The following is an 18,765-nucleotide window of genomic DNA, read 5'->3' on the forward strand; positions in this document are numbered from 1 at the left end:
CGCTCGCGCCCCGTAGGATCGCGGGTGACGCACCGGCCGACCCGAGCCGGGCACGAGGAGGACCCATGCCGGCCGGATCCGACACGGACCCCTGCGTCTGCGGGCACCCGCGTGCCGCGCACGAGCACTACCGCTCGGGCACGGACTGCGCGCTCTGCGACTGTCCGAGGTTCCGCCTGCGGCGCTGACCGACGACTGCGGCTGCGCTGGCGCCGTTGCCGGCGCCTGCGTCGTGCGCCTGTGTCGGCGCCTGCGGGAAACCGCCGCTTCCCCGCAGGGGGCCCGGGACCGGCTGCCCGCCGCGCTGCGCCCGGGTTAGCGTCCCGGCATGGCCATCTCCCCCGCGGTCCCGGCGTGCGTCGTGCTCGCGCACCAGGACCCTGCGCACGTGCGCCGGCTCGTCGAGGCACTCGACCCGTTCGACGTGTTCCTGCACTGCGACGTGAGCACCCCGGAGTCCGAGTACCGCGCGATGGTGGACGGACTGCCCGACCGGGTCCGACTCCTGCCGCGCATCCGCACCGGGTGGGCCCGGTGGGAGAACGTCGTCGCCGAGGTCGCCGGCTACCGGGCCGCGCTCGACGGCACGGACGCGACCCACGTCGCCGTCCTCACCGGGAGCGACTACCCGCTGGCGGACGCCGCCGAGATCCGCGCGACCCTCGAGGCGCACCGCGAGGACTCCTTCGTCGCGACGTTCCCGCTGCCCGACCCGCTCTGGGGCCGCGACGGCGGGCTCGCCCGGCTCCGCTACCGGCACTGGGCCTGGCGCAAGCACATGCTGCGGCTGCCGATCCCCCGGCGGCTGCCCTCGGGCGTCGTCCTGACCGGCGGGTCGCAGCTCAAGGTCCTCGCCCGCCGGCACGCCACCGCGGTCGTGGACGCGTTCGACGGCCGCCCCGACCTCGTCCGGACCTGGCGGCGCAGCTGGGTGGCCGACGGACCTTCGTCCCGACGGTGCTGGCGACCCCGGCGCTCACCCCCGGGTTCGCGGACGAGCACGTGCAGCACTCGCTGTGGTGGATCGGCTGGGACGACTCGCGGCGGAAGAGCCCGCCGTGGCTCGGGACCGCCGACGCCGGACGGGTGCTCGAGCGCCGGACCATCCCGGACGGCGGCCTGCCGCACCTGTTCGCGCGGAAGTTCTCGACCGAGCGGAGCACGGAGCTGCTCGACCTCATCGACGGGGCGTTCGCCCTGCGGCAGGACGTGGTCCGGTCGTGACCCAGCCCCTCACCCGGCGCGAGGCGCTCGGTCGGGCACGACGGGCCGCGTCCGACCGGATGTCGGACGCATCGGACGCGGCAGTCGACGACGTCGCCGAGGGGTCGTCCCGACTGTTCGGCCGCGGTCTGCTGTACGTCGTCGTCTGGTCGATGCAGCTCGTCGTCTCGTCGCTGATCTCCCCCGTCCTCGCGCACCTGCTGCCCGCGTCGGAGTTCGGCGTCCTCGCGTCCTCGATCGCCCTGTTCCAGGCGCTCTCCGTGCTCGCGGTCGCCGGGCTCGACCAGGCGACGGTCCTGCAGCGCGCCGAGGACGGCTCGGACCGTCGCGCCCGCGGGCTGCTCGCCGTCGGCGCGCTGACCGCCGCGGTCGTCACCGGGACGGCGCTCGCCACGATCCCGGTCTGGGCGGACGCCGCGGGCTTCGTCGGGGCGCACCCGCTGCTCCTCGTCGCCGTCCTCTGGACCGCGCCGGCCGCGGTCGTCCAGGTGGCGCTGGCGCTCCTCGTCGCGCAGGACCGCATCCGGGTCTTCGCGGTCACGAGCCTGCTGTCGTCGGTCGGCGGCTCCGTCATCGGTCTCGGGCTGCTCCTGTGGGTGCACGCCGACGCCACCACGTACGCGTGGGGCGGTGTCGTCGCGCAGGGCGTCGCGATGGTGATCGGGATCGCGGCGACGCGGCCCCGCCTCCAGGGCCTGTTCGACCGGCGGACCACGACCCGGGCGTTCCGACTCGGGGTCCCGGTCGCCCTCGGCAACCTGTCGTACTTCGTGCTCAACGCCGGCGACCGTGTCGTCGTGCAGAGCCTGCTCGGCCCGGCGGAGGTCGCCCGCTACCAGATCGCCTACGTCGTCGGGTCGGCCGTGGTCCTCCTCCTCACGTTCACGAACTCGGCGTGGGCACCGCACTTCGCCGCGCTCCGCAACGCCGGCGCCCGACTCCGGTTGGCCCTGCACGCGCGGGACGAGCTCTACCGTCTCGTGGCGCCCGTCGTCCTCGCCGTGACGCTCGCGGCACCCGTCGCGCTGCCGTTCCTCGCGCCCGCGTCGTACCGCGTCGACGAGCTCGGCGTCGTCGTCTTCGTCGTGGCCGTCACGGCCGTGCCCGTCGTGGCGAGCGGCGCGACCGGGCGGCTGCTCGTGGTCGAGCGCCGCGGAGTCGCCGTCGGCGTCATCGCGGCCGGCGCCGGTGCCGTGAACATCGCGGCGAACCTGGTCCTCGTCCCGTGGCTCGGCATCCTCGGCGCGGGCGTCGCGACCGTGCTCGCGTACACGCTCCTCGCGGCGGCCCAGCTGCTCGCGCTGCCCGACCGTCGGGCGTGGCGGGGACCGGGAGCCCGGGTGACCCTGCCCCTCGTGGCAGCCCTCGTGGTGGCCGGGGTGTCCCTGCTGCTGCCCCAGGACACCCCCTGGGACGTCGTGCGGGTCGTCGGCGTCGCGGCGTGCGTGCCGTGGTTCCTGCGACGGCTCGGGGCGGCGCGCGGCGGAGCCACCGCGGCCTGACGACGGAGCCGCGCGGACGCGTGCTCGTGCCCCCGGTCCGGCGCAAGCGGCGGGCGCGGTGCGGTCCGTGCGTCGGGGCCGACGGTCTCAGCCCGCCGCGGGGACGTCGATCGTGACCCAGTCCACGAGCACCGAGCCCCGTGCGGCCCGCGGCGGCGTGCCACCGGTGGAACCTGCCTGCAGCACGAGGTGCATGCGCGCCGTCGGGACGTCCTCGGTGGTCGTCCCGACCGTGCGTCCGTCCACCATGAAGGTCATCCGCTCGGGCGTCCACTCGATAGTGTAGGTGTGCCAGTCGCTGAGCCGGGCGTCCGTCTCGTGGTGCACGCACTGCCGCGCAGGGTCGTCCAGGCAGTGCACGTTGAGCCACGCACGCTGCCCCAGGCCACCCTCGGGGAAGTCGACCTCGCCGTCCGACCACCGGTTCGCGTCGCTCCACAGCAGGACGGCCACGCCGTAGCCGTCGACCCGGTCGCTCTTCATCCGGATGCTGTACCGTCCCGAGGTCTGCCCGCCCCAGCGCCCGTCGACGAGCGGCACGACGCCACCGGCCAGCGGGGTGCCGCCGTCGGTCGTCCGCAGCCCGACGTCGAGCAGCCCGTCGTGCGCAGTGACCGCGGACGCGCTGTACCGTCCGGTCCCGGCGGTGTCCGCAAACCCGTCGTAGGTGGTGAACCGGTCGGCGTACCGGGACGCGAACGTCCCGGTCGGCGCGTCGTCCGCGAAGTCCTCGGAGTACACGCGATGCCACGCACCGCCGTCCGAGGTCGTCATCGTCTCGCCGCTCGGGTCGTGCGCGCTCGAGCCGCCGGTCACCGTGAGCACCGCGGCGCCGACGGCGAGCGCGCCGACGACCGCGCCGACACCGAGCGCCGTCGCACGGTGTCGGCCACGGCCGGGCGGGCCGCCACGGTCCGTGGTGGCCCGCCCGGCCGTCGTCGTCATCGGTGGATCAGCTCGCGGCATGCCGCATCCCGGCCGTGGTCAGCTCGTACACGGCGGTGGTGCCGGACGACCAGACCCGGTGCCAGTACGGCGACGACGCCATCGCGTCCGCGAGCCGCTCGTAGTCGGGGTACCGCTGGTAGCCGTAGCGCTCGTCGTACGCACCCATCGGCGCGGCCACGAGGGCGTAGTACTTCGTCGCGGTGGTCCGGGCGACGAACTGCCGCGTCAGGGTCGAGACGTCGGCGTCGGGGTCGTAGCCGGTGCCGGACGGGTACGGGCCGAGCGCCTCACGCGACACGTAGTCGACGTCGAAGTACCGGGCGCCGGTGTTCCCCGGCACGGCGTTCCCCGAACCGGTGAGGAGCATGACCGAGCCCTTCGGCGCGGTCCGGTCGTACCACTGCGTCGCCGCCGACTCGCTCCGGGTCGTCACGCGGTTCCAGTCCAGGGCGGTCTGTCCGAAGGCACCGACCGCCACGAGGGCCGTGACGCCCGCCGCCGCGAGGACGTACCGGGCGGCTGCCGGCCGGAGCGCTGCCCGGACGGCCGTCCCGACGCGCGCCCACCGACCGGCGGGGAGCGGGAGCCCGGCGGCGAGGACCGCCAGCCACGGGGTCGCGAACAGGACCACGCGGAAGATGCCCTCCTGCCCGTAGTTCGTCGCGACGAGCAGCGAGATCGGACTCGCGGCCGCGGCGAGGAGCCCCCAGTGCAGCCGGTCGCGTCGGACCAGCACGGTGACGACCGCGACGAGGCCGACGAGCACGAGCGTCGCCGCCGGCACGTCGAACGCCAGCCCGGTGACGAGCGGCTTCGGGAGCACGGTCATGTCGTGCTCGGGCGGTTGCACGTTGTCGAACACCTTCCCGATCGCCGAGAGCGACAGGAACCGGCCGAGCACGTCGCCGTTCAGCGCGGCGAAGACCACCGCCGGCACGAGCACGACGAGCGGCAGCCACCACGGACGCAGGAGCCGGAAGACCACGAGCACGCCGAGCGCCGCGACCGCGAGGTACGGCGAGATCTGGTGCGTGACGACGAGGACGACGCCGATCACGGCGATCGCGAGCACCTGCGGCAGCCGCACGGTGCGCGGCCGGAGGACCCGCTGCACGGACCCGTCGGCGACGGCCGCGGCGGTCTCCAGGAGCGGGCCCGTGGCGAGCACGAGCATCGCGACGACGAGCAGGACGCCGGTCGACTGCGGCGAGAAGTACGTCGTGTTGAGCGAACCGGTCATCGCGGTGAGGAACGCCGCGATCCACGGCCGGCGTCGACCGGGCAGCCAGTGCGCGGCGAGCACCCCGACACCGAGCGTCGTGACGCCCGCGAGCAGCACCGGCACCCACGCGGCGATGGTCATCGCGTTCACGATGCCCCCGACGTCGGCCGCCCACGCGCCCCCGGCGAACAGCCCCGACCAGGTCTGGAAGATGTCCGAGGCCGGATCGGTGCGGCCGAACTGCCGGATGTACTCCAGGACCCCGACGTGCCGCGCGGCAGCGGTCACGGTGGGCATCCCGTAGGTGATCGCCTGCGCGAGCTGCACGGCCAGGCCGAGCGCCACGACGGGCACGGCGACGGCTCGCCCCCGGACGAACGCGACGACCGCCGCCGCGACGAGCACGGCGAGCCCGACCGGCAGCCCGATCCCGAGCCGACCGAACAGTCCGGCGGGCACCGGGTCGCCGACGTGGGTCACCGCGGCGACCACGACCGTCGCGAGACCGAGCACGGTCCCCCCGAGCACGATCCGCCCGGACCCGGTCCGCACGGACTCCGTCAGGGGTGCCGGGGCCGGTCGGCGCTCCCGTCGACGCAGCTGCTGGAGGTCCCGCAGCACGGTGGACGCGAGCACCGCCGACGTCAGGACGACCACGACCGCGAAGGGCACCGCCGGGTGCCACCACCCGACGGTCGCCATCGTGTAGCCGATCCCGATCGTGCCGGTGATCGAGCCGGCGACCGCGAGCAGCACGAAGCGTGCCAGGGGCATCGGCCGGACGAGCAGCAGCGGCGCGACGCCGAGCAGGGCGAACAGGAAGACGACGGTCGCACTCCCCCGCAGGACCGGCACGTGCAGCCCGGCGCCGAGGGCCACGGCGACGAGCGCGACGACGACGACCCCGGCCGCGGCGAGCCGAGCACCGGGTCCCATGACGTCGTCCGCGTCCACACCCTCGCGCCGTCGGGCCGACGCGGGTCCTGTGGCGACGTGGGCACCGACCGCGGGCGTCGCGGTCCCCCGGCTCATCGCGTGCCGACCGGGTCGGCAACGGGACGCGGTGCCGGCGCGGCGACGACCACGCCGCCGAGCAGCCGGCCCACGGCGTAGCCCAGGACGGTCGTGGCGACCGACGCGACCACCGTGGCAGCGCGAGCGAGCCCGCCGCGACCGACGGCACGGAGCTCGCGGAGCACCGCCCGCGGGATCACCCGGGTCAGGTAGATGGACTCGCTGGCGAGCGCATCACCGGTGCCGACGCGACGTGCCAGCACGGCCTTCGAGATGCCCTCGTAGTAGCTCCGGCGGAGCAGGTACCGCATGCCGACGCGGTCCGCCGACACCCGGTGCGACACGTTCGACCGCGGCTCGTGGCGGATCCGCGCCCCCGGCTGCACCGCGGCGATGCGGATGCACAGCTCGGTCTCCTCGCAGCCGAGCGGCTGGTTCCCGACGCGGCCGATGCCGGACCGGAAGCCGCCGGCGCGCAGGATCGACTCGCGACGGAACGCCATGCTCGACCCGATCACGTTGCGGACGTCGCCCGCGGTCTCCGGCAGGCCGGTGTAGCTGCAGCCGACGATCCACAGGAGCTCGTCGACGTACGGCCCGGAGCCCGTGGTCGAGGGCCAGGACGGCGTGGCGCGGCCGCCGACGCCGACGACCGCGGGGTCCTCGAGCGCGGCGAGCATGTGCCCGAGCCAGTCGGGATCGGCGGTGGCGTCGTCGTCCAGGAACGCGACCACGTCGGCGTCCGTCGCCGCCACCCCGGTGTTGCGGGCGCCGGACAGGCCGCGGTCCTCGGCGTTCTCGAGGACGAGCAGCTCCGGCCAGCGCGCGCGGGCCCGGGCGAGCAGCTCCGGCTCGTGGTCGATCACCAGCACGACCTCCGGGTGCTCCGGCTGCCGACGCGCCGACTCGACACTGTCCTGCAGGTCGCCCCACCGCAGCTGCGTGTAGGCGCAGACGACGACGGCGACCCGCGTCACGCGGCGTCCCCCTCGAGCGCCCCGGCCGGCGACGCGTGCGCCGCCGCCGGCGCGTGCGCCGCCGCCGGCAGCACCACCGGCGCAGCCACCACCGGCGCAGCCACCACCGGCGCAGCCACCACCGGCGCAGCCGACACGGCACGGCGCCCGGAGGCCCGCCGCCGCTCGTGCACGATCGACGTCAGGACGCGGATGCCGTCCGTGACGGCGTTGAGGTTGCTCGCCCCGTGCACGCGCAGCTTCTCGTGGCTCGGCACCTCGGCGATGCGCAGTCCGGCGGCCGACCACCGGCACGTCAGCACGGTCTCGATCTCGAACCCGTCGCCCCACAGCATCGAGCCGTCCAGCGGCTTCGGGAGCGTCGAGGACAGCAGCGCGATCGCCGGCAGCGTGTCGGCCCAGAAGGCGTTGTAGCCGTAGCAGAGGTCGCTGTACCGGGTGCCGAGGATGACGTTGCACAGCAGGTTCAGCCCGCGGTTGCCGAGGCTCCGGACGATGGTGATGTCGTCGCTGCCGCCGCCCAGGGCGTACCGGGTGCCCTTCGCGACGTCGGCACCGTCGCGGAGCGCCTGGACGAAGCGCGGGATCTCGTCCGGGTCCGCGGAGCAGTCGGCGTCGAACATCACGACGACGTCGCCGGTCACGGCCTCGAACCCGCATGCGAGGGCGTTGCCCTTGCCCTTCCGGGTCTGGTGCACGACACGGATGCCGGGCATGATCCGGCGGGCGGTCGCGACGGTGTCGTCGACGGAGTTGCCGTCCACGAGGATGACCTCGTGCACCGGCGGGAGCTTCGGGAGGATGATCTCGAGGTTGCGCGCTTCGTTGCGCGCCGGGATGACCACGGAGACGCGGGGGTCTGCCGGACGGACCGGGCTGACGGACATGCGGAGGTGCTCCTGTCGGGTTCAGGGTGCAGGGGACGGCTCCCAGCAGGGACGCGGGTACGACGCCGCCGGGGGTCCTGGACGAGTGGGTACGCCTCGTCCGTGCTCCACAACCCTCGTCGCGGCGCGTGGGCGGGTCAATGCGCTCGGGTCCGCCTTGCGGCTCACCAGCGACCGCTACGGAAACCCGCAAGCGGCTCCGCCGCCGGCCTGGAGGATCGCCCCGCGCCCGCCCGGCGCGTCCCGCCGTGTGCTCCCCACCCTGGTGCGAGCCGCCGGCGCGACCGGTCCAGCGCGGACCATGCGGCGCGAGCGGTCTGCTGCGCGCGACCCGGCCGGATCCGAGCCTCGCGGGCGATCCGGGCGTGTCCTCGGATCCGAGGCCGTCCGCGGACAACGCGAAAGGCCCCCGGGATTCCCGGGGGCCTTTCACTTGTGATGTTGCTGGGGTACCTGGACTCGAACCAAGAACGACGGTACCAGAAACCGCTGTGTTGCCAATTACACCATACCCCAAAAGGCCGTTGGCCTTCTGTTCCCGGTTGCCCGGGGCACGATCAACTACTGTACAGCATCCCGAGCGTCTTCGAGACCACCCACCAGGTCACGGTGCACGGCAGCCGCCGTCGTCGCCCCGTGACCGGCCGCCACGATGAGCTGTTCCGGTCCGGGCGGCGTCACGTCACCGACCGCGTAGAGCCCTGCGACACCTGTCCGCCCGAGCCGGTCGACCCGGACGAGGCCCTCCCCGTCACGCACGACCGGGGCGTCGAGCCAGTCGAGGTCCGCGTGCCACACCGGGCGCAGGAAGACCCCCGTGTGCGGCGTCACCGTGCCGTCGGCCAGTCGGACACCCGTGAGACCAGACCGATCCCCCTCGAGGTCCGCCACCGGACGCTCGTCCACGCGCACCCCGGCGGCTGCCAGACGCGCACGTCCGGCAGGATCGAGCGGCGCGACCCCGTTCGTGTACACGACGAGGTCGTCGGTCCAGGACGCCAACAGCAGCGCCCGGTCGACGACGTCCGGCGTCTCGCAGACCAGTCCGAGGGCCTGGGCGGCGTGCTCGTACCCGTCGCACTCGACGCAGCTGTGCGCGGACGTGCCGTAGAACGCCCGGAGCGACGGCAGCGCGGGGAACTCCTCGCGGAGCCCAGTCGCGACGACCACGGCACGCACCCGCGCCGTCGTCTCGGTGCCGCGCCACGAGCCGTGCACCGTCCACGCGTCCCCGTCCGGGGCCACGCGGTCGACGACGGCCTGCACGACCGTGGCCTCCGGGTAGCCGGCGACCTCCTCGCGGCCGAGGCGCCGCAGCTCGAGCGGCGAGATGCCGTCGCGCGTCACGAACCCGTGCGACCGCAGCGTGGCGGCGTTCCGCGGGCGGTTCGCGTCGACGAGGAGCACCGTCCGCCGTGCACGGACGAGGTTGAGCGCCGCGCTGAGCCCGGCCGGTCCCGCCCCGATGACCGCGACGTCCGCCTGCACGAGCTCAGCCGGCACCGCGTCGGCCGGCGCCGCGTCGGCGGGCACCGTGTCGTCAGCTCCCACGGTGTCGTCAGCGATCCGCGAGCCGACGCAGCCGCGTCAGGGTGGACTCCTTGCCGAGGATCTCCATCGACTCGAACAGCGGCGGGCTGATGCGACGGCCGGACACCGCGACGCGCAGAGGTCCGAACGCGACCCGCGGCTTCAGGCCCATCTCGTCGATCAGCGCCGTGCGGAGCGCGGCCTCGATCGAGGCGGTGTCCCAGTCCTGCAGGCCCTCGAGCGCCGCCGTGCCGGCACGGAGCACCTCGGCCGTGTCGCCCTTGAGCGAGGCCAGTGCGTCGTCCTCGACCACCAGGTCGTCGTCCGCCGTGAACAGGAACCCGAGCAGCGCCGGCGCCTCGCCGAGCAGCTGCATGCGCTCCTGCACGAGCGGAGCTGCGGCGGTGAGCACGCGCTCCTGCTCCGGCGTGGGCGGGTCGGCGACCACCCCGTCCAGGTACGGCAGCAGTCGCGCGCGGAAGTCGTCGGCGCCGAGCAGCCGGATGTGGTCGCCGTTGATCGCCTCGGCCTTCTTGTGGTCGAAGCGGGCCGGGTTCGGGTTCACGTCGACGACGTCGAACGCGGCGACCATCTCGTCCGAGGTGAAGACGTCGCGGTCCGGCGCGATCGACCAGCCGAGGAGCGCGAGGTAGTTGAGCAGGCCCTCGGGGACCATGCCCGCGGCACGGTGGTGGAAGAGGTTCGACTCGGGGTCGCGCTTCGAGAGCTTCTTGTTGCCCTCCCCCATCACGTAGGGCATGTGCCCGAAGCGCGGGATGAAGGACGTGATCCCGATCTCGTACAGCGCCTCGTACAGGGCGATCTGGCGCGGGGTCGACGACAGCAGGTCCTCGCCGCGGAGCACGTGGGTGATCCCCATCAGGGCGTCGTCCACCGGGTTCGTGAACGTGTAGAGCGGCTTGCCGTTCGGGCGCACCACGACGAAGTCCGGGAACGTCCCCTGCTTGAAGGTGATCTCGCCGCGCACGAGGTCCTCGAAGCTCAGGTCGCGGTCCGGCACGCGCAGCCGCAGGGCCGGCTGCCGGCCCTCGTCACGGAAGGCCTGGCGCTCCGCCTCGGTCAGGTCACGCTCGTGGTTGTCGTAGCCCTGCTTCGGGTCGCGACCGGCGGCCTTGTTGCGCGCCTCCATCTCCTCCGGAGTGACGTACGACTCGTAGACGTGCCCCGAAGCGCGCAGCTTCGCGATGACGTCGTCGTACACGTCCGAACGCTCCGACTGCCGGTAGGGGCCGTGCGGTCCACCGACCTCGACGCCCTCGTCCCAGTCCAACCGGAGCCACCGGAGTGCGTCGAGGATCTGCTCGTACGACTCCTCGCTGTCCCTGGCGGCGTCGGTGTCCTCGATGCGGAACACGAGCTTGCCGCCGTTGTGGCGGGCGTAGGCCCAGTTGAAGAGCGCCGTCCGGATGAGGCCCACGTGCGGGGTCCCCGTCGGGCTCGGGCAGAAACGGACGCGGATGTCGGAGCCGGTTGCGGCGGTGAACGGTGCAGTCATGACGGGTCGATCCTACCGGCAGCCCACTGCGCCGGGCAGGCTGCAGGAGACGCTGTGGAAGCCGCCCGGAAATGCAGGAGCCCCGAAACGCAGGAAACCCCTGACCAGTCATGGTCAGGGGTTCCCTGGTGTTACCAACGTTGAGTCCGGCGGCGTCCTACTCTCCCACAAGGTCCCCCTTGCAGTACCATCGGCGCTGAGAGGCTTAGCTTCCGGGTTCGGAATGTGACCGGGCGTTTCCCTCTCGCTATGACCACCGGAACACCTTCGACTTGACCCATCGGATCAAGAAAGCTGTCCCGCGCATGCGCGGTGTTCAGTTTCATGTTCCCGATCGTCTGTCGGGAACCACAAAGTGGACGCGAGCCCCACACCACGAATGGTGTGGGTAAAAAGTGTGTTGTCAAGTCTTCGGCTTATTAGTACCGGTCAGCTCCACGGGTCGTTAGTCCCCGCTTCCACATCCGGCCTATCAACCCAGTAGTCTGCTGGGAGCCTCTCACACTCAAGGTGCATGGAAATCTCATCTCGAAGACGGCTTCCCGCTTAGATGCTTTCAGCGGTTATCCGGTCCGAACGTAGCTAATCAGCGGTGCCCTTGGCAGAACAACTGACACACCAGAGGTTCGTCCATCCCGGTCCTCTCGTACTAGGGATAGATCTTCTCAAATTTCCAACGCGCGCAGCGGATAGGGACCGAACTGTCTCACGACGTTCTAAACCCAGCTCGCGTACCGCTTTAATGGGCGAACAGCCCAACCCTTGGGACCTACTCCAGCCCCAGGATGCGACGAGCCGACATCGAGGTGCCAAACCATGCCGTCGATATGGACTCTTGGGCAAGATCAGCCTGTTATCCCCGAGGTACCTTTTATCCGTTGAGCGACAGCGCTTCCACAAGCCACTGCCGGATCACTAGTCCCGACTTTCGTCCCTGCTCGACCTGTCAGTCTCACAGTCAAGCTCCCTTGTGCACTTACACTCGCCACCTGATTGCCAACCAGGTTGAGGGAACCTTTGGGCGCCTCCGTTACTCTTTGGGAGGCAACCGCCCCAGTTAAACTACCCATCAGGCACTGTCCATGAACCCGATCAGGGTCCTACGTTAGACATCCAAAGTGACCAGAGTGGTATTTCAACAATGACTCCACGAACACTAGCGTGCCCGCTTCACAGTCTCCCACCTATCCTACACAAGCCACTCCGAACACCAATACCAAACTGTAGTAAAGGTCACGGGGTCTTTCCGTCCTGCTGCGCGTAACGAGCATCTTTACTCGTAGTGCAATTTCGCCGAGTTCGCGGTTGAGACAGCTGGGAAGTCGTTACGCCATTCGTGCAGGTCGGAACTTACCCGACAAGGAATTTCGCTACCTTAGGATGGTTATAGTTACCACCGCCGTTTACTGGGGCTTAAATTCAGAGCTTCGCCCAAAGGCTAACCCTTCCTCTTAACCTTCCAGCACCGGGCAGGCGTCAGTCCGTATACATCGTCTTGCGACTTCGCACGGACCTGTGTTTTTAGTAAACAGTCGCTTCCCACTGGTCTCTGCGGCCTTCAACGCTCAACAAAGCAAGTTCGTATCACGTGTCCGGCCCCCCTTCTCCCGAAGTTACGGGGGCATTTTGCCGAGTTCCTTAACCACGATTCTCTCGATCTCCTTGGTATTCTCTACCTGACCACCTGAGTCGGTTTCGGGTACGGGCGGCTGCAACCTCGCGTCGATGCTTTTCTCGGCAGCATAGGATCACTGATTTCCCCAAAACGGGTACGCGTCGGATCTCAGGCACACAGACGACGGATTTGCCTATCGTCAGCCCTACATCCTTACACCAGGTTCACCTTACGGATACCATCGCCTGGCTCAGCTACCTTCCTGCGTCACACCTGTTCATACGCTAGCCGCACCAGCATGGGGTCGAGCGTTAGACCGGACACCATCACCCCGAAGGGATCCGGTAAGCCCGGGTTAGGACTCTTAGCACCACTGGATTAGCTTGGGCGGTTGTTCGCCGGTACGGGAATATCAACCCGTTGTCCATCGACTACGCCTGTCGGCCTCGCCTTAGGTCCCGACTTACCCAGGGCGGATTAACCTGGCCCTGGAACCCTTGGTCTTTCGGAGGACGGGTTTCTCACCCGTCTTTCGCTACTCATGCCTGCATTCTCACTCGTGTGGCGTCCACGGCTGGATTACTCCGCCGCTTCACTCGCCACACGACGCTCTCCTACCACTCCGCACGACTGAACCACGAAGGCTAATCGGTGTGCGAAATCTACAACTTCGGCGGTGTGCTTGAGCCCCGTTACATTGTCGGCGCGGAATCACTTGACCAGTGAGCTATTACGCACTCTTTCAAGGGTGGCTGCTTCTAAGCCAACCTCCTGGTTGTCTGTGCAACTCCACATCCTTTCCCACTTAGCACACGCTTAGGGGCCTTAGTTGGTAGTCTGGGTTGTTTCCCTCTCGACGATGAAGCTTATCCCCCACCGTCTCACTGCTGCGCTCTCACTCACCGGCATTCGGAGTTTGGCTGACGTCAGTAACCTGTTGAGGCCCATCGGCCATCCAGTAGCTCTACCTCCGGCGAGAAACACGCAACGCTGCACCTAAATGCATTTCGGAGAGAACCAGCTATCACGAAGTTTGATTGGCCTTTCACCCCTATCCACAGCTCATCCCCTCCATTTTCAACTGAAGTGGGTTCGGTCCTCCACGACGTCTTACCGTCGCTTCAACCTGGCCATGGATAGATCACTTCGCTTCGGGTCTAGGACATGCGACTGTATCGCCCTATTCAGACTCGCTTTCGCTACGGCTGCCCCACACGGGTTAACCTCGCCACATATCACTAACTCGCAGGCTCATTCTTCAAAAGGCACGCCGTCACCCCTACAAGGAGGCTCCGACGGTTTGTGAGCAAACGGTTTCAGGTACTATTTCACTCCCCTCCCGGGGTACTTTTCACCTTTCCCTCACGGTACTTGTCCGCTATCGGTCATCTGGGAGTATTTAGGCTTATCAGGTGGTCCTGACAGATTCACACGGGATTTCTCGGGCCCCGTGCTACTTGGGATACACATCCGGCCATAACACCATTTCGTCTACGGGGCTGGCACCCACTACGGCCCGGCTTTCAAACCGGTTCGACTATGATGCGCTGTAACCGCCCCAGTCCGGCAGAACTGAGCGACGTGTCCCACAACCCCGACCATGCAACGCCCGCCGGCTATCACACATGATCGGTTTAGCCTCATCCGCTTTCGCTCGCCACTACTCACGGAATCACATGTTGTTTTCTCTTCCTGTGGGTACTGAGATGTTTCACTTCCCCACGTTCCCTCTACCCGCCCTATATATTCAGGCGGGAGTCACCAGGTCACAAAGCGCCTGGCGGGGTTTCCCCATTCGGAAATCCTCGGCTCACAGCTCGATTATCAGCTCCCCGAGGCTTATCGCAGATTTCTACGTCCTTCTTCGGCTCCAGATGCCAAGGCATCCACCGTTTGCTCTTAGAAACTTGACCACAAAGATTAAAAATTGCAATCCACTCACAACAACCGGCCAGACCCGAAGGCCGACCAACCATTGCAAGCGATTTCAAAGATGCTCGCGTCCACTGTGTAGTTCTCAACATACGATCGGCACCACACCCCACCGACACCAACGCATCAGCTTCATGTGGCCCACCGAAGAACCCTGACGGATCACTCCGCCGGCTCAACCCCCGGAAACCGTCCACCCTGGAACAGGGCGGCGACCGGGAAGCCTGGTCCCTCAGGACCCAACAACGTGCACCAGCCGACCCGCTCACCACCGACCCGTCCCAACCAGCAAGCTGGCGTACTAGGGCCGGAAGCTGCGCTCCCGACTGCACTGTCAATGTTCCACCCATGAGCTACCCGTCGGACACGTTCGGTCCGAACCAGGCGCCTGGACCCACCCCACACCTGCCTACTGCAGACACGAGGACGAGCCAGATGCTCCTTAGAAAGGAGGTGATCCAGCCGCACCTTCCGGTACGGCTACCTTGTTACGACTTAGTCCTAATCACCGATCCCACCTTCGACGGCTCCTTCCACAAGGGTTAGGCCACCGGCTTCGGGTGTTACCGACTTTCATGACTTGACGGGCGGTGTGTACAAGGCCCGGGAACGTATTCACCGCAGCGTTGCTGATCTGCGATTACTAGCGACTCCGACTTCATGAGGTCGAGTTGCAGACCTCAATCCGAACTGAGACCGGCTTTTTGGGATTCGCTCCACCTTACGGTATCGCAGCCCTTTGTACCGGCCATTGTAGCATGCGTGAAGCCCAAGACATAAGGGGCATGATGATTTGACGTCATCCCCACCTTCCTCCGAGTTGACCCCGGCAGTCTCCTATGAGTCCCCGCCATAACGCGCTGGCAACATAGAACGAGGGTTGCGCTCGTTGCGGGACTTAACCCAACATCTCACGACACGAGCTGACGACAACCATGCACCACCTGTACACCGACCACAAGGGGGCAACCATCTCTGGCCGTTTCCGGTGTATGTCAAGCCTTGGTAAGGTTCTTCGCGTTGCATCGAATTAATCCGCATGCTCCGCCGCTTGTGCGGGCCCCCGTCAATTCCTTTGAGTTTTAGCCTTGCGGCCGTACTCCCCAGGCGGGGCGCTTAATGCGTTAGCTACGACACAGAAACCGTGGAAAGGTCCCTACATCTAGCGCCCAACGTTTACGGCGTGGACTACCAGGGTATCTAATCCTGTTCGCTCCCCACGCTTTCGCTCCTCAGCGTCAGTTACGGCCCAGAGATCTGCCTTCGCCATCGGTGTTCCTCCTGATATCTGCGCATTCCACCGCTACACCAGGAATTCCAATCTCCCCTACCGCACTCTAGTCTGCCCGTACCCACTGCAAGCCCGAGGTTGAGCCTCGGGATTTCACAGCAGACGCGACAAACCGCCTACGAGCTCTTTACGCCCAATAATTCCGGACAACGCTTGCACCCTACGTATTACCGCGGCTGCTGGCACGTAGTTAGCCGGTGCTTTTTCTGCAGGTACCGTCACTTACGCTTCTTCCCTACTAAAAGAGGTTTACAACCCGAAGGCCGTCATCCCTCACGCGGCGTTGCTGCATCAGGCTTTCGCCCATTGTGCAATATTCCCCACTGCTGCCTCCCGTAGGAGTCTGGGCCGTGTCTCAGTCCCAGTGTGGCCGGTCACCCTCTCAGGCCGGCTACCCGTCGTCGCCTTGGTGAGCCATTACCTCACCAACAAGCTGATAGGCCGCGAGTCCATCCCCAACCAAAAAATCTTTCCACCACCAGACCATGCGGCCGGCAGTCATATCCAGTATTAGACGTCGTTTCCAACGCTTATCCCAGAGTCAGGGGCAGGTTACTCACGTGTTACTCACCCGTTCGCCACTAATCCACCCAGCAAGCTGGGCATCATCGTTCGACTTGCATGTGTTAAGCACGCCGCCAGCGTTCGTCCTGAGCCAGGATCAAACTCTCCGTAAAAAAATACAACCAACACCCGAAAGTGTCAGCGAGTTGAAACTGACCGTAAAGACTGTCTACTGACAATCAATTCAATCCAAAAGGAATTGTCTCCGACAACCGTGACCCCCAAAAGAGCCACGATCACACGGGGTCAAAATAATTGGCATTGACAATGTGCACGCTGTTGAGTTCTCAAGGACCAGACGCACCCACCAATCAGCCCGACAAACACCGGACCTCAACAGAGGGGCTTTCGATCTCGACACCCCGGAACGCCACCTTGCGGTGCATGTTCGTTCGTGGGGTTGGTTGCCTGAGCGGGATCCCGTCCGGACTGCATCCTCCGGATCGATGACCCGGTGACCGTCTCGGCCGTTCCGTTCTCCGCCTCAGCGGCAACGAGTGATTACTCTACACACGCCCCAGGGACCCCGCCAACCAGCGCACCGCCCGGGCGTGTCGCCCACGCGAGCGCGCCAGGAAGCAGGACGGCCCGCTCCCCCGGTGGGGAGCGGGCCGTTCGGCATCGCGGGCTCAGTGCCGGGCGATGACGGGGTTCTTCAGGGAGCCGATGCCCTCGATGAGGACCTCGACGACCTCGCCGTCGCGGATCTGCCCGACGCCGGCCGGGGTCCCGGTCAGGATGACGTCACCGGGCAGGAGCGTCCAGATCGACGACACGAACTCGACCAGGGTCGGGATGTCGTGGACCATCTCGGCGGTCGAGGCCGCCTGGCGCAGCTCCCCGTCGACGCGTGTCTCCAGCCGGATGTCCGACGGGTCGATCTCGGTCTCGATCACCGGACCGAGCGGGCAGAACGTGTCGAAGCCCTTCGAGCGGGTCCACTGGCCGTCGCGGGCCTGCAGGTCGCGGGCGGTCACGTCGTTCGCGATCGTGTACCCGAGCACGACGCTCGCGAAGTCCTCGCGCCGGACGTTCTTGGCGAGCGACCCGATCACGATCGCGAGTTCGCCCTCGTGGTCGACCCGGCCGACGTCGGCGGGCAGACGGATGGGGTCGTCAGGACCGACCACCGCGGTGTTCGGCTTGAGGAAGACCACCGGGTCGTCCCCGGAGCGCTCGTCCATCTCGGACGCGTGCTCGGCGTAGTTCAGGCCCACGCCGATGACCTTCGACCGCGGGATCACCGGGGCGAGGAGCTTCGCGTCGGCGAGCGGCACCCGCTCCCCCGTCGTCTCGAACCCCTGGTACATCGGGTCCCCCGCGAGCACGACCAGGTCGCGTTCGTCGAGGATGCCGTACCGAGGGTCTTCACCCGTGCTGCTGAACCGTGCGATCTTCACCGTTCGACCCTACCGATCCCGCGCTCAGGCCGGGTCGGTCAGCCGCGTCATCCACCCGTGCGGGTCGGGACGACGGCCGTACTGGATGTCGGTGAGCTCGTCGCGGAGGGACATCGTGAGCTCGCCGGCGCCGACCGTCGGCGAACCGATGGTGAACCCGTCGCCGCGGAGCTCGGCGATCGGCGTGACGACCGCTGCGGTCCCGCACGCGAACGCCTCGATGATCGAGCCGTCGGCGACGCCGTCACGCCACTCGTCGAGGGCGACCCGGCGGCGCTCGACCCGGAGCCCGCGGTCCTCGGCGAGCTGCAGGATCGAGTCGCGCGTGATGCCCTCGAGGATCGACTCGGAGTCCGGCGTCACGAGCGTGCCGTCGGACTTCACGAGCACGACGTTCATGCCGCCGAGCTCTTCCAGGTACTTGCCCTCTTCCGAGTCGAGGAACATGACCTGCTGGCAGCCCTGCTCGTAGGCCTCCTGCTGGGGCAGCAGGGACGCCGCGTAGTTGCCGCCGGTCTTCGCCGCACCCGTGCCACCGCGGGCGGCGCGGGCGTACTGCGTGGAGAGCCAGATCGACACGGGCTTCGGGCCGGAGGTGAAGTACGCGCCGGCCGGGCTCGCGATGCAGTGGTACGCGACCGCCTGCGCGGCACGGACCCCGAGGAACGACTCCGTCGCGATCATGAACGGGCGCAGGTACAGGCTGGTCTCCGGAGCGGACGGCACCCAGTCGACGTCCGTGCGCACGAGCTGCCGGATGGACTCGACGAACACCTCGACCGGCAGTTCGGGCAGCGCCAGGCGACGGGCCGACCGCTGGAACCGGCGGGCGTTCGCGTCCGGCCGGAACGACCACACCGAGCCGTCCGCGTGCCGGTAGGCCTTGAGGCCCTCGAAGATCTCCTGCGCGTAGTGGAACACGCTCGCGCTCGGGTCGAGCGAGAGCGGCCCGTACGGGTGGACCGACGCGTCGTGCCACCCGCCGTCGAGCGTCCACTGCACGGTCGCCATGTGGTCCGTGAAGTGCTTGCCGAAGCCCGGGTCGGCCAGGATCTCCTCGCGCTCGGCCGCCGCACGGCGCTCGGGCGAGGGGACGCTCGCGAACGCGAGATCGAAGGACGTGTCGGTGTCGGTGCTCATCGG

Annotated in this window: 10 protein-coding genes, 1 tRNA gene, 3 rRNA genes and 1 pseudogene; 3 read left to right on the forward strand and 12 right to left on the reverse strand. The window is 68.1% G+C overall.

From position 1 onward, the window contains the following. Nucleotides 1–328: 328 nt before the first annotated feature. From FB462_RS17910 to FB462_RS11690, 3 genes and pseudogenes are all read left to right on the forward strand, one after another. Nucleotides 329–868 (forward strand): annotated as a pseudogene (locus FB462_RS17910) (beta-1,6-N-acetylglucosaminyltransferase); the annotation flags it as partial. 89 nt (nt 869–957) lie between these two features. Beyond that, complete coding sequence (locus FB462_RS11685) at nt 958–1,224, forward strand: hypothetical protein (RefSeq protein WP_141862038.1); 267 nt, start codon at nt 958–960, stop codon at nt 1,222–1,224. Then, the gene (locus FB462_RS11690; RefSeq protein ID WP_141862040.1) at nt 1,221–2,726 is read left to right on the forward strand and encodes a lipopolysaccharide biosynthesis protein; all 1,506 of its coding nucleotides are present in this window, start codon (nt 1,221–1,223) and stop codon (nt 2,724–2,726) included. The genes FB462_RS11685 and FB462_RS11690 overlap by 4 nt, the downstream gene beginning before the upstream one ends. Before the next feature lie 87 nt (nt 2,727–2,813). Here the strand turns inward: FB462_RS11690 and FB462_RS11695 are convergent, their stop codons facing one another. The 12 genes from FB462_RS11695 to FB462_RS11750 all read right to left on the reverse strand — a co-directional run bounded on the left by FB462_RS11695 (nt 2,814) and on the right by FB462_RS11750 (nt 18,762). Then, nucleotides 2,814–3,671 carry a glycoside hydrolase family 16 protein gene (locus FB462_RS11695; protein ID WP_167510096.1) on the reverse strand — a complete coding sequence of 286 codons (858 nt, stop codon included), beginning with the start codon at nt 3,669–3,671 and terminating at the stop codon, nt 2,814–2,816. A 7-nt stretch (nt 3,672–3,678) separates the two neighbouring features. Beyond that, nucleotides 3,679–5,928: a hypothetical protein gene (locus FB462_RS11700; protein ID WP_167510097.1), complete on the reverse strand. Its 2,250-nt coding sequence runs from the start codon at nt 5,926–5,928 to the stop codon at nt 3,679–3,681. After that, complete coding sequence (locus FB462_RS17540) at nt 5,925–6,887, reverse strand: glycosyltransferase family 2 protein (RefSeq protein WP_188868845.1); 963 nt, start codon at nt 6,885–6,887, stop codon at nt 5,925–5,927. The genes FB462_RS11700 and FB462_RS17540 overlap by 4 nt, the downstream gene beginning before the upstream one ends. Beyond that, nucleotides 6,884–7,774: a glycosyltransferase family 2 protein gene (locus tag FB462_RS17545; protein ID WP_141862046.1), complete on the reverse strand. Its 891-nt coding sequence runs from the start codon at nt 7,772–7,774 to the stop codon at nt 6,884–6,886. The genes FB462_RS17540 and FB462_RS17545 overlap by 4 nt, the downstream gene beginning before the upstream one ends. Nucleotides 7,775–8,218: 444 nt before the next feature. Next, nucleotides 8,219–8,290: transfer RNA gene (locus tag FB462_RS11715), tRNA-Gln, on the reverse strand. Nucleotides 8,291–8,335: 45 nt separating this feature from the next. Continuing rightward, a complete protein-coding gene (locus FB462_RS11720) occupies nt 8,336–9,325 on the reverse strand; it encodes an NAD(P)/FAD-dependent oxidoreductase (protein WP_308423653.1) in 990 nt (329 codons plus the stop codon). Between the two features lie 7 nt (nt 9,326–9,332). Beyond that, nucleotides 9,333–10,820, reverse strand: coding sequence for a glutamate--tRNA ligase (gene gltX, locus FB462_RS11725; RefSeq protein ID WP_141862048.1), 1,488 nt, complete (start codon nt 10,818–10,820; stop codon nt 9,333–9,335). Nucleotides 10,821–10,964: 144 nt separating this feature from the next. After that, a 5S ribosomal RNA gene (gene rrf / locus FB462_RS11730) occupies nt 10,965–11,081 on the reverse strand. A 138-nt stretch (nt 11,082–11,219) separates the two neighbouring features. Then, nucleotides 11,220–14,348: ribosomal RNA gene (locus FB462_RS11735) — 23S ribosomal RNA — on the reverse strand. Nucleotides 14,349–14,813: 465 nt separating this feature from the next. Continuing rightward, nucleotides 14,814–16,335, reverse strand: a 16S ribosomal RNA gene (locus tag FB462_RS11740). Together the 16S, 23S and 5S rRNA genes form the textbook arrangement of a ribosomal RNA operon. Before the next feature lie 516 nt (nt 16,336–16,851). Continuing rightward, nucleotides 16,852–17,622: a fumarylacetoacetate hydrolase family protein gene (locus FB462_RS11745; RefSeq protein WP_058742969.1), complete on the reverse strand. Its 771-nt coding sequence runs from the start codon at nt 17,620–17,622 to the stop codon at nt 16,852–16,854. Nucleotides 17,623–17,646: 24 nt separating this feature from the next. Continuing rightward, nucleotides 17,647–18,762: a branched-chain amino acid aminotransferase gene (locus FB462_RS11750; protein WP_058742970.1), complete on the reverse strand. Its 1,116-nt coding sequence runs from the start codon at nt 18,760–18,762 to the stop codon at nt 17,647–17,649. Nucleotides 18,763–18,765: the final 3 nt, after the last annotated feature.

Origin of the sequence: Curtobacterium citreum, from assembly GCF_006715175.1 — a bacterium.
Taxonomy (GTDB): Bacteria; Actinomycetota; Actinomycetes; order Actinomycetales; family Microbacteriaceae; genus Curtobacterium; species Curtobacterium citreum.

Bases quoted from the DNA above. Each gene is read 5' to 3' on its own strand.
- FB462_RS11695 (WP_167510096.1), bottom strand. From the start codon at position 3,671: ATGACGACGACGGCCGGGCGGGCCACCACGGACCGTGGCGGCCCGCCC.
- FB462_RS11700 (WP_167510097.1), bottom strand. From the start codon at position 5,928: ATGAGCCGGGGGACCGCGACGCCCGCGGTCGGTGCCCACGTCGCCACA.
- FB462_RS17545 (WP_141862046.1), bottom strand. From the start codon at position 7,774: ATGTCCGTCAGCCCGGTCCGTCCGGCAGACCCCCGCGTCTCCGTGGTC.
- gltX (WP_141862048.1), bottom strand. From the start codon at position 10,820: ATGACTGCACCGTTCACCGCCGCAACCGGCTCCGACATCCGCGTCCGT.
- FB462_RS11750 (WP_058742970.1), bottom strand. From the start codon at position 18,762: ATGAGCACCGACACCGACACGTCCTTCGATCTCGCGTTCGCGAGCGTC.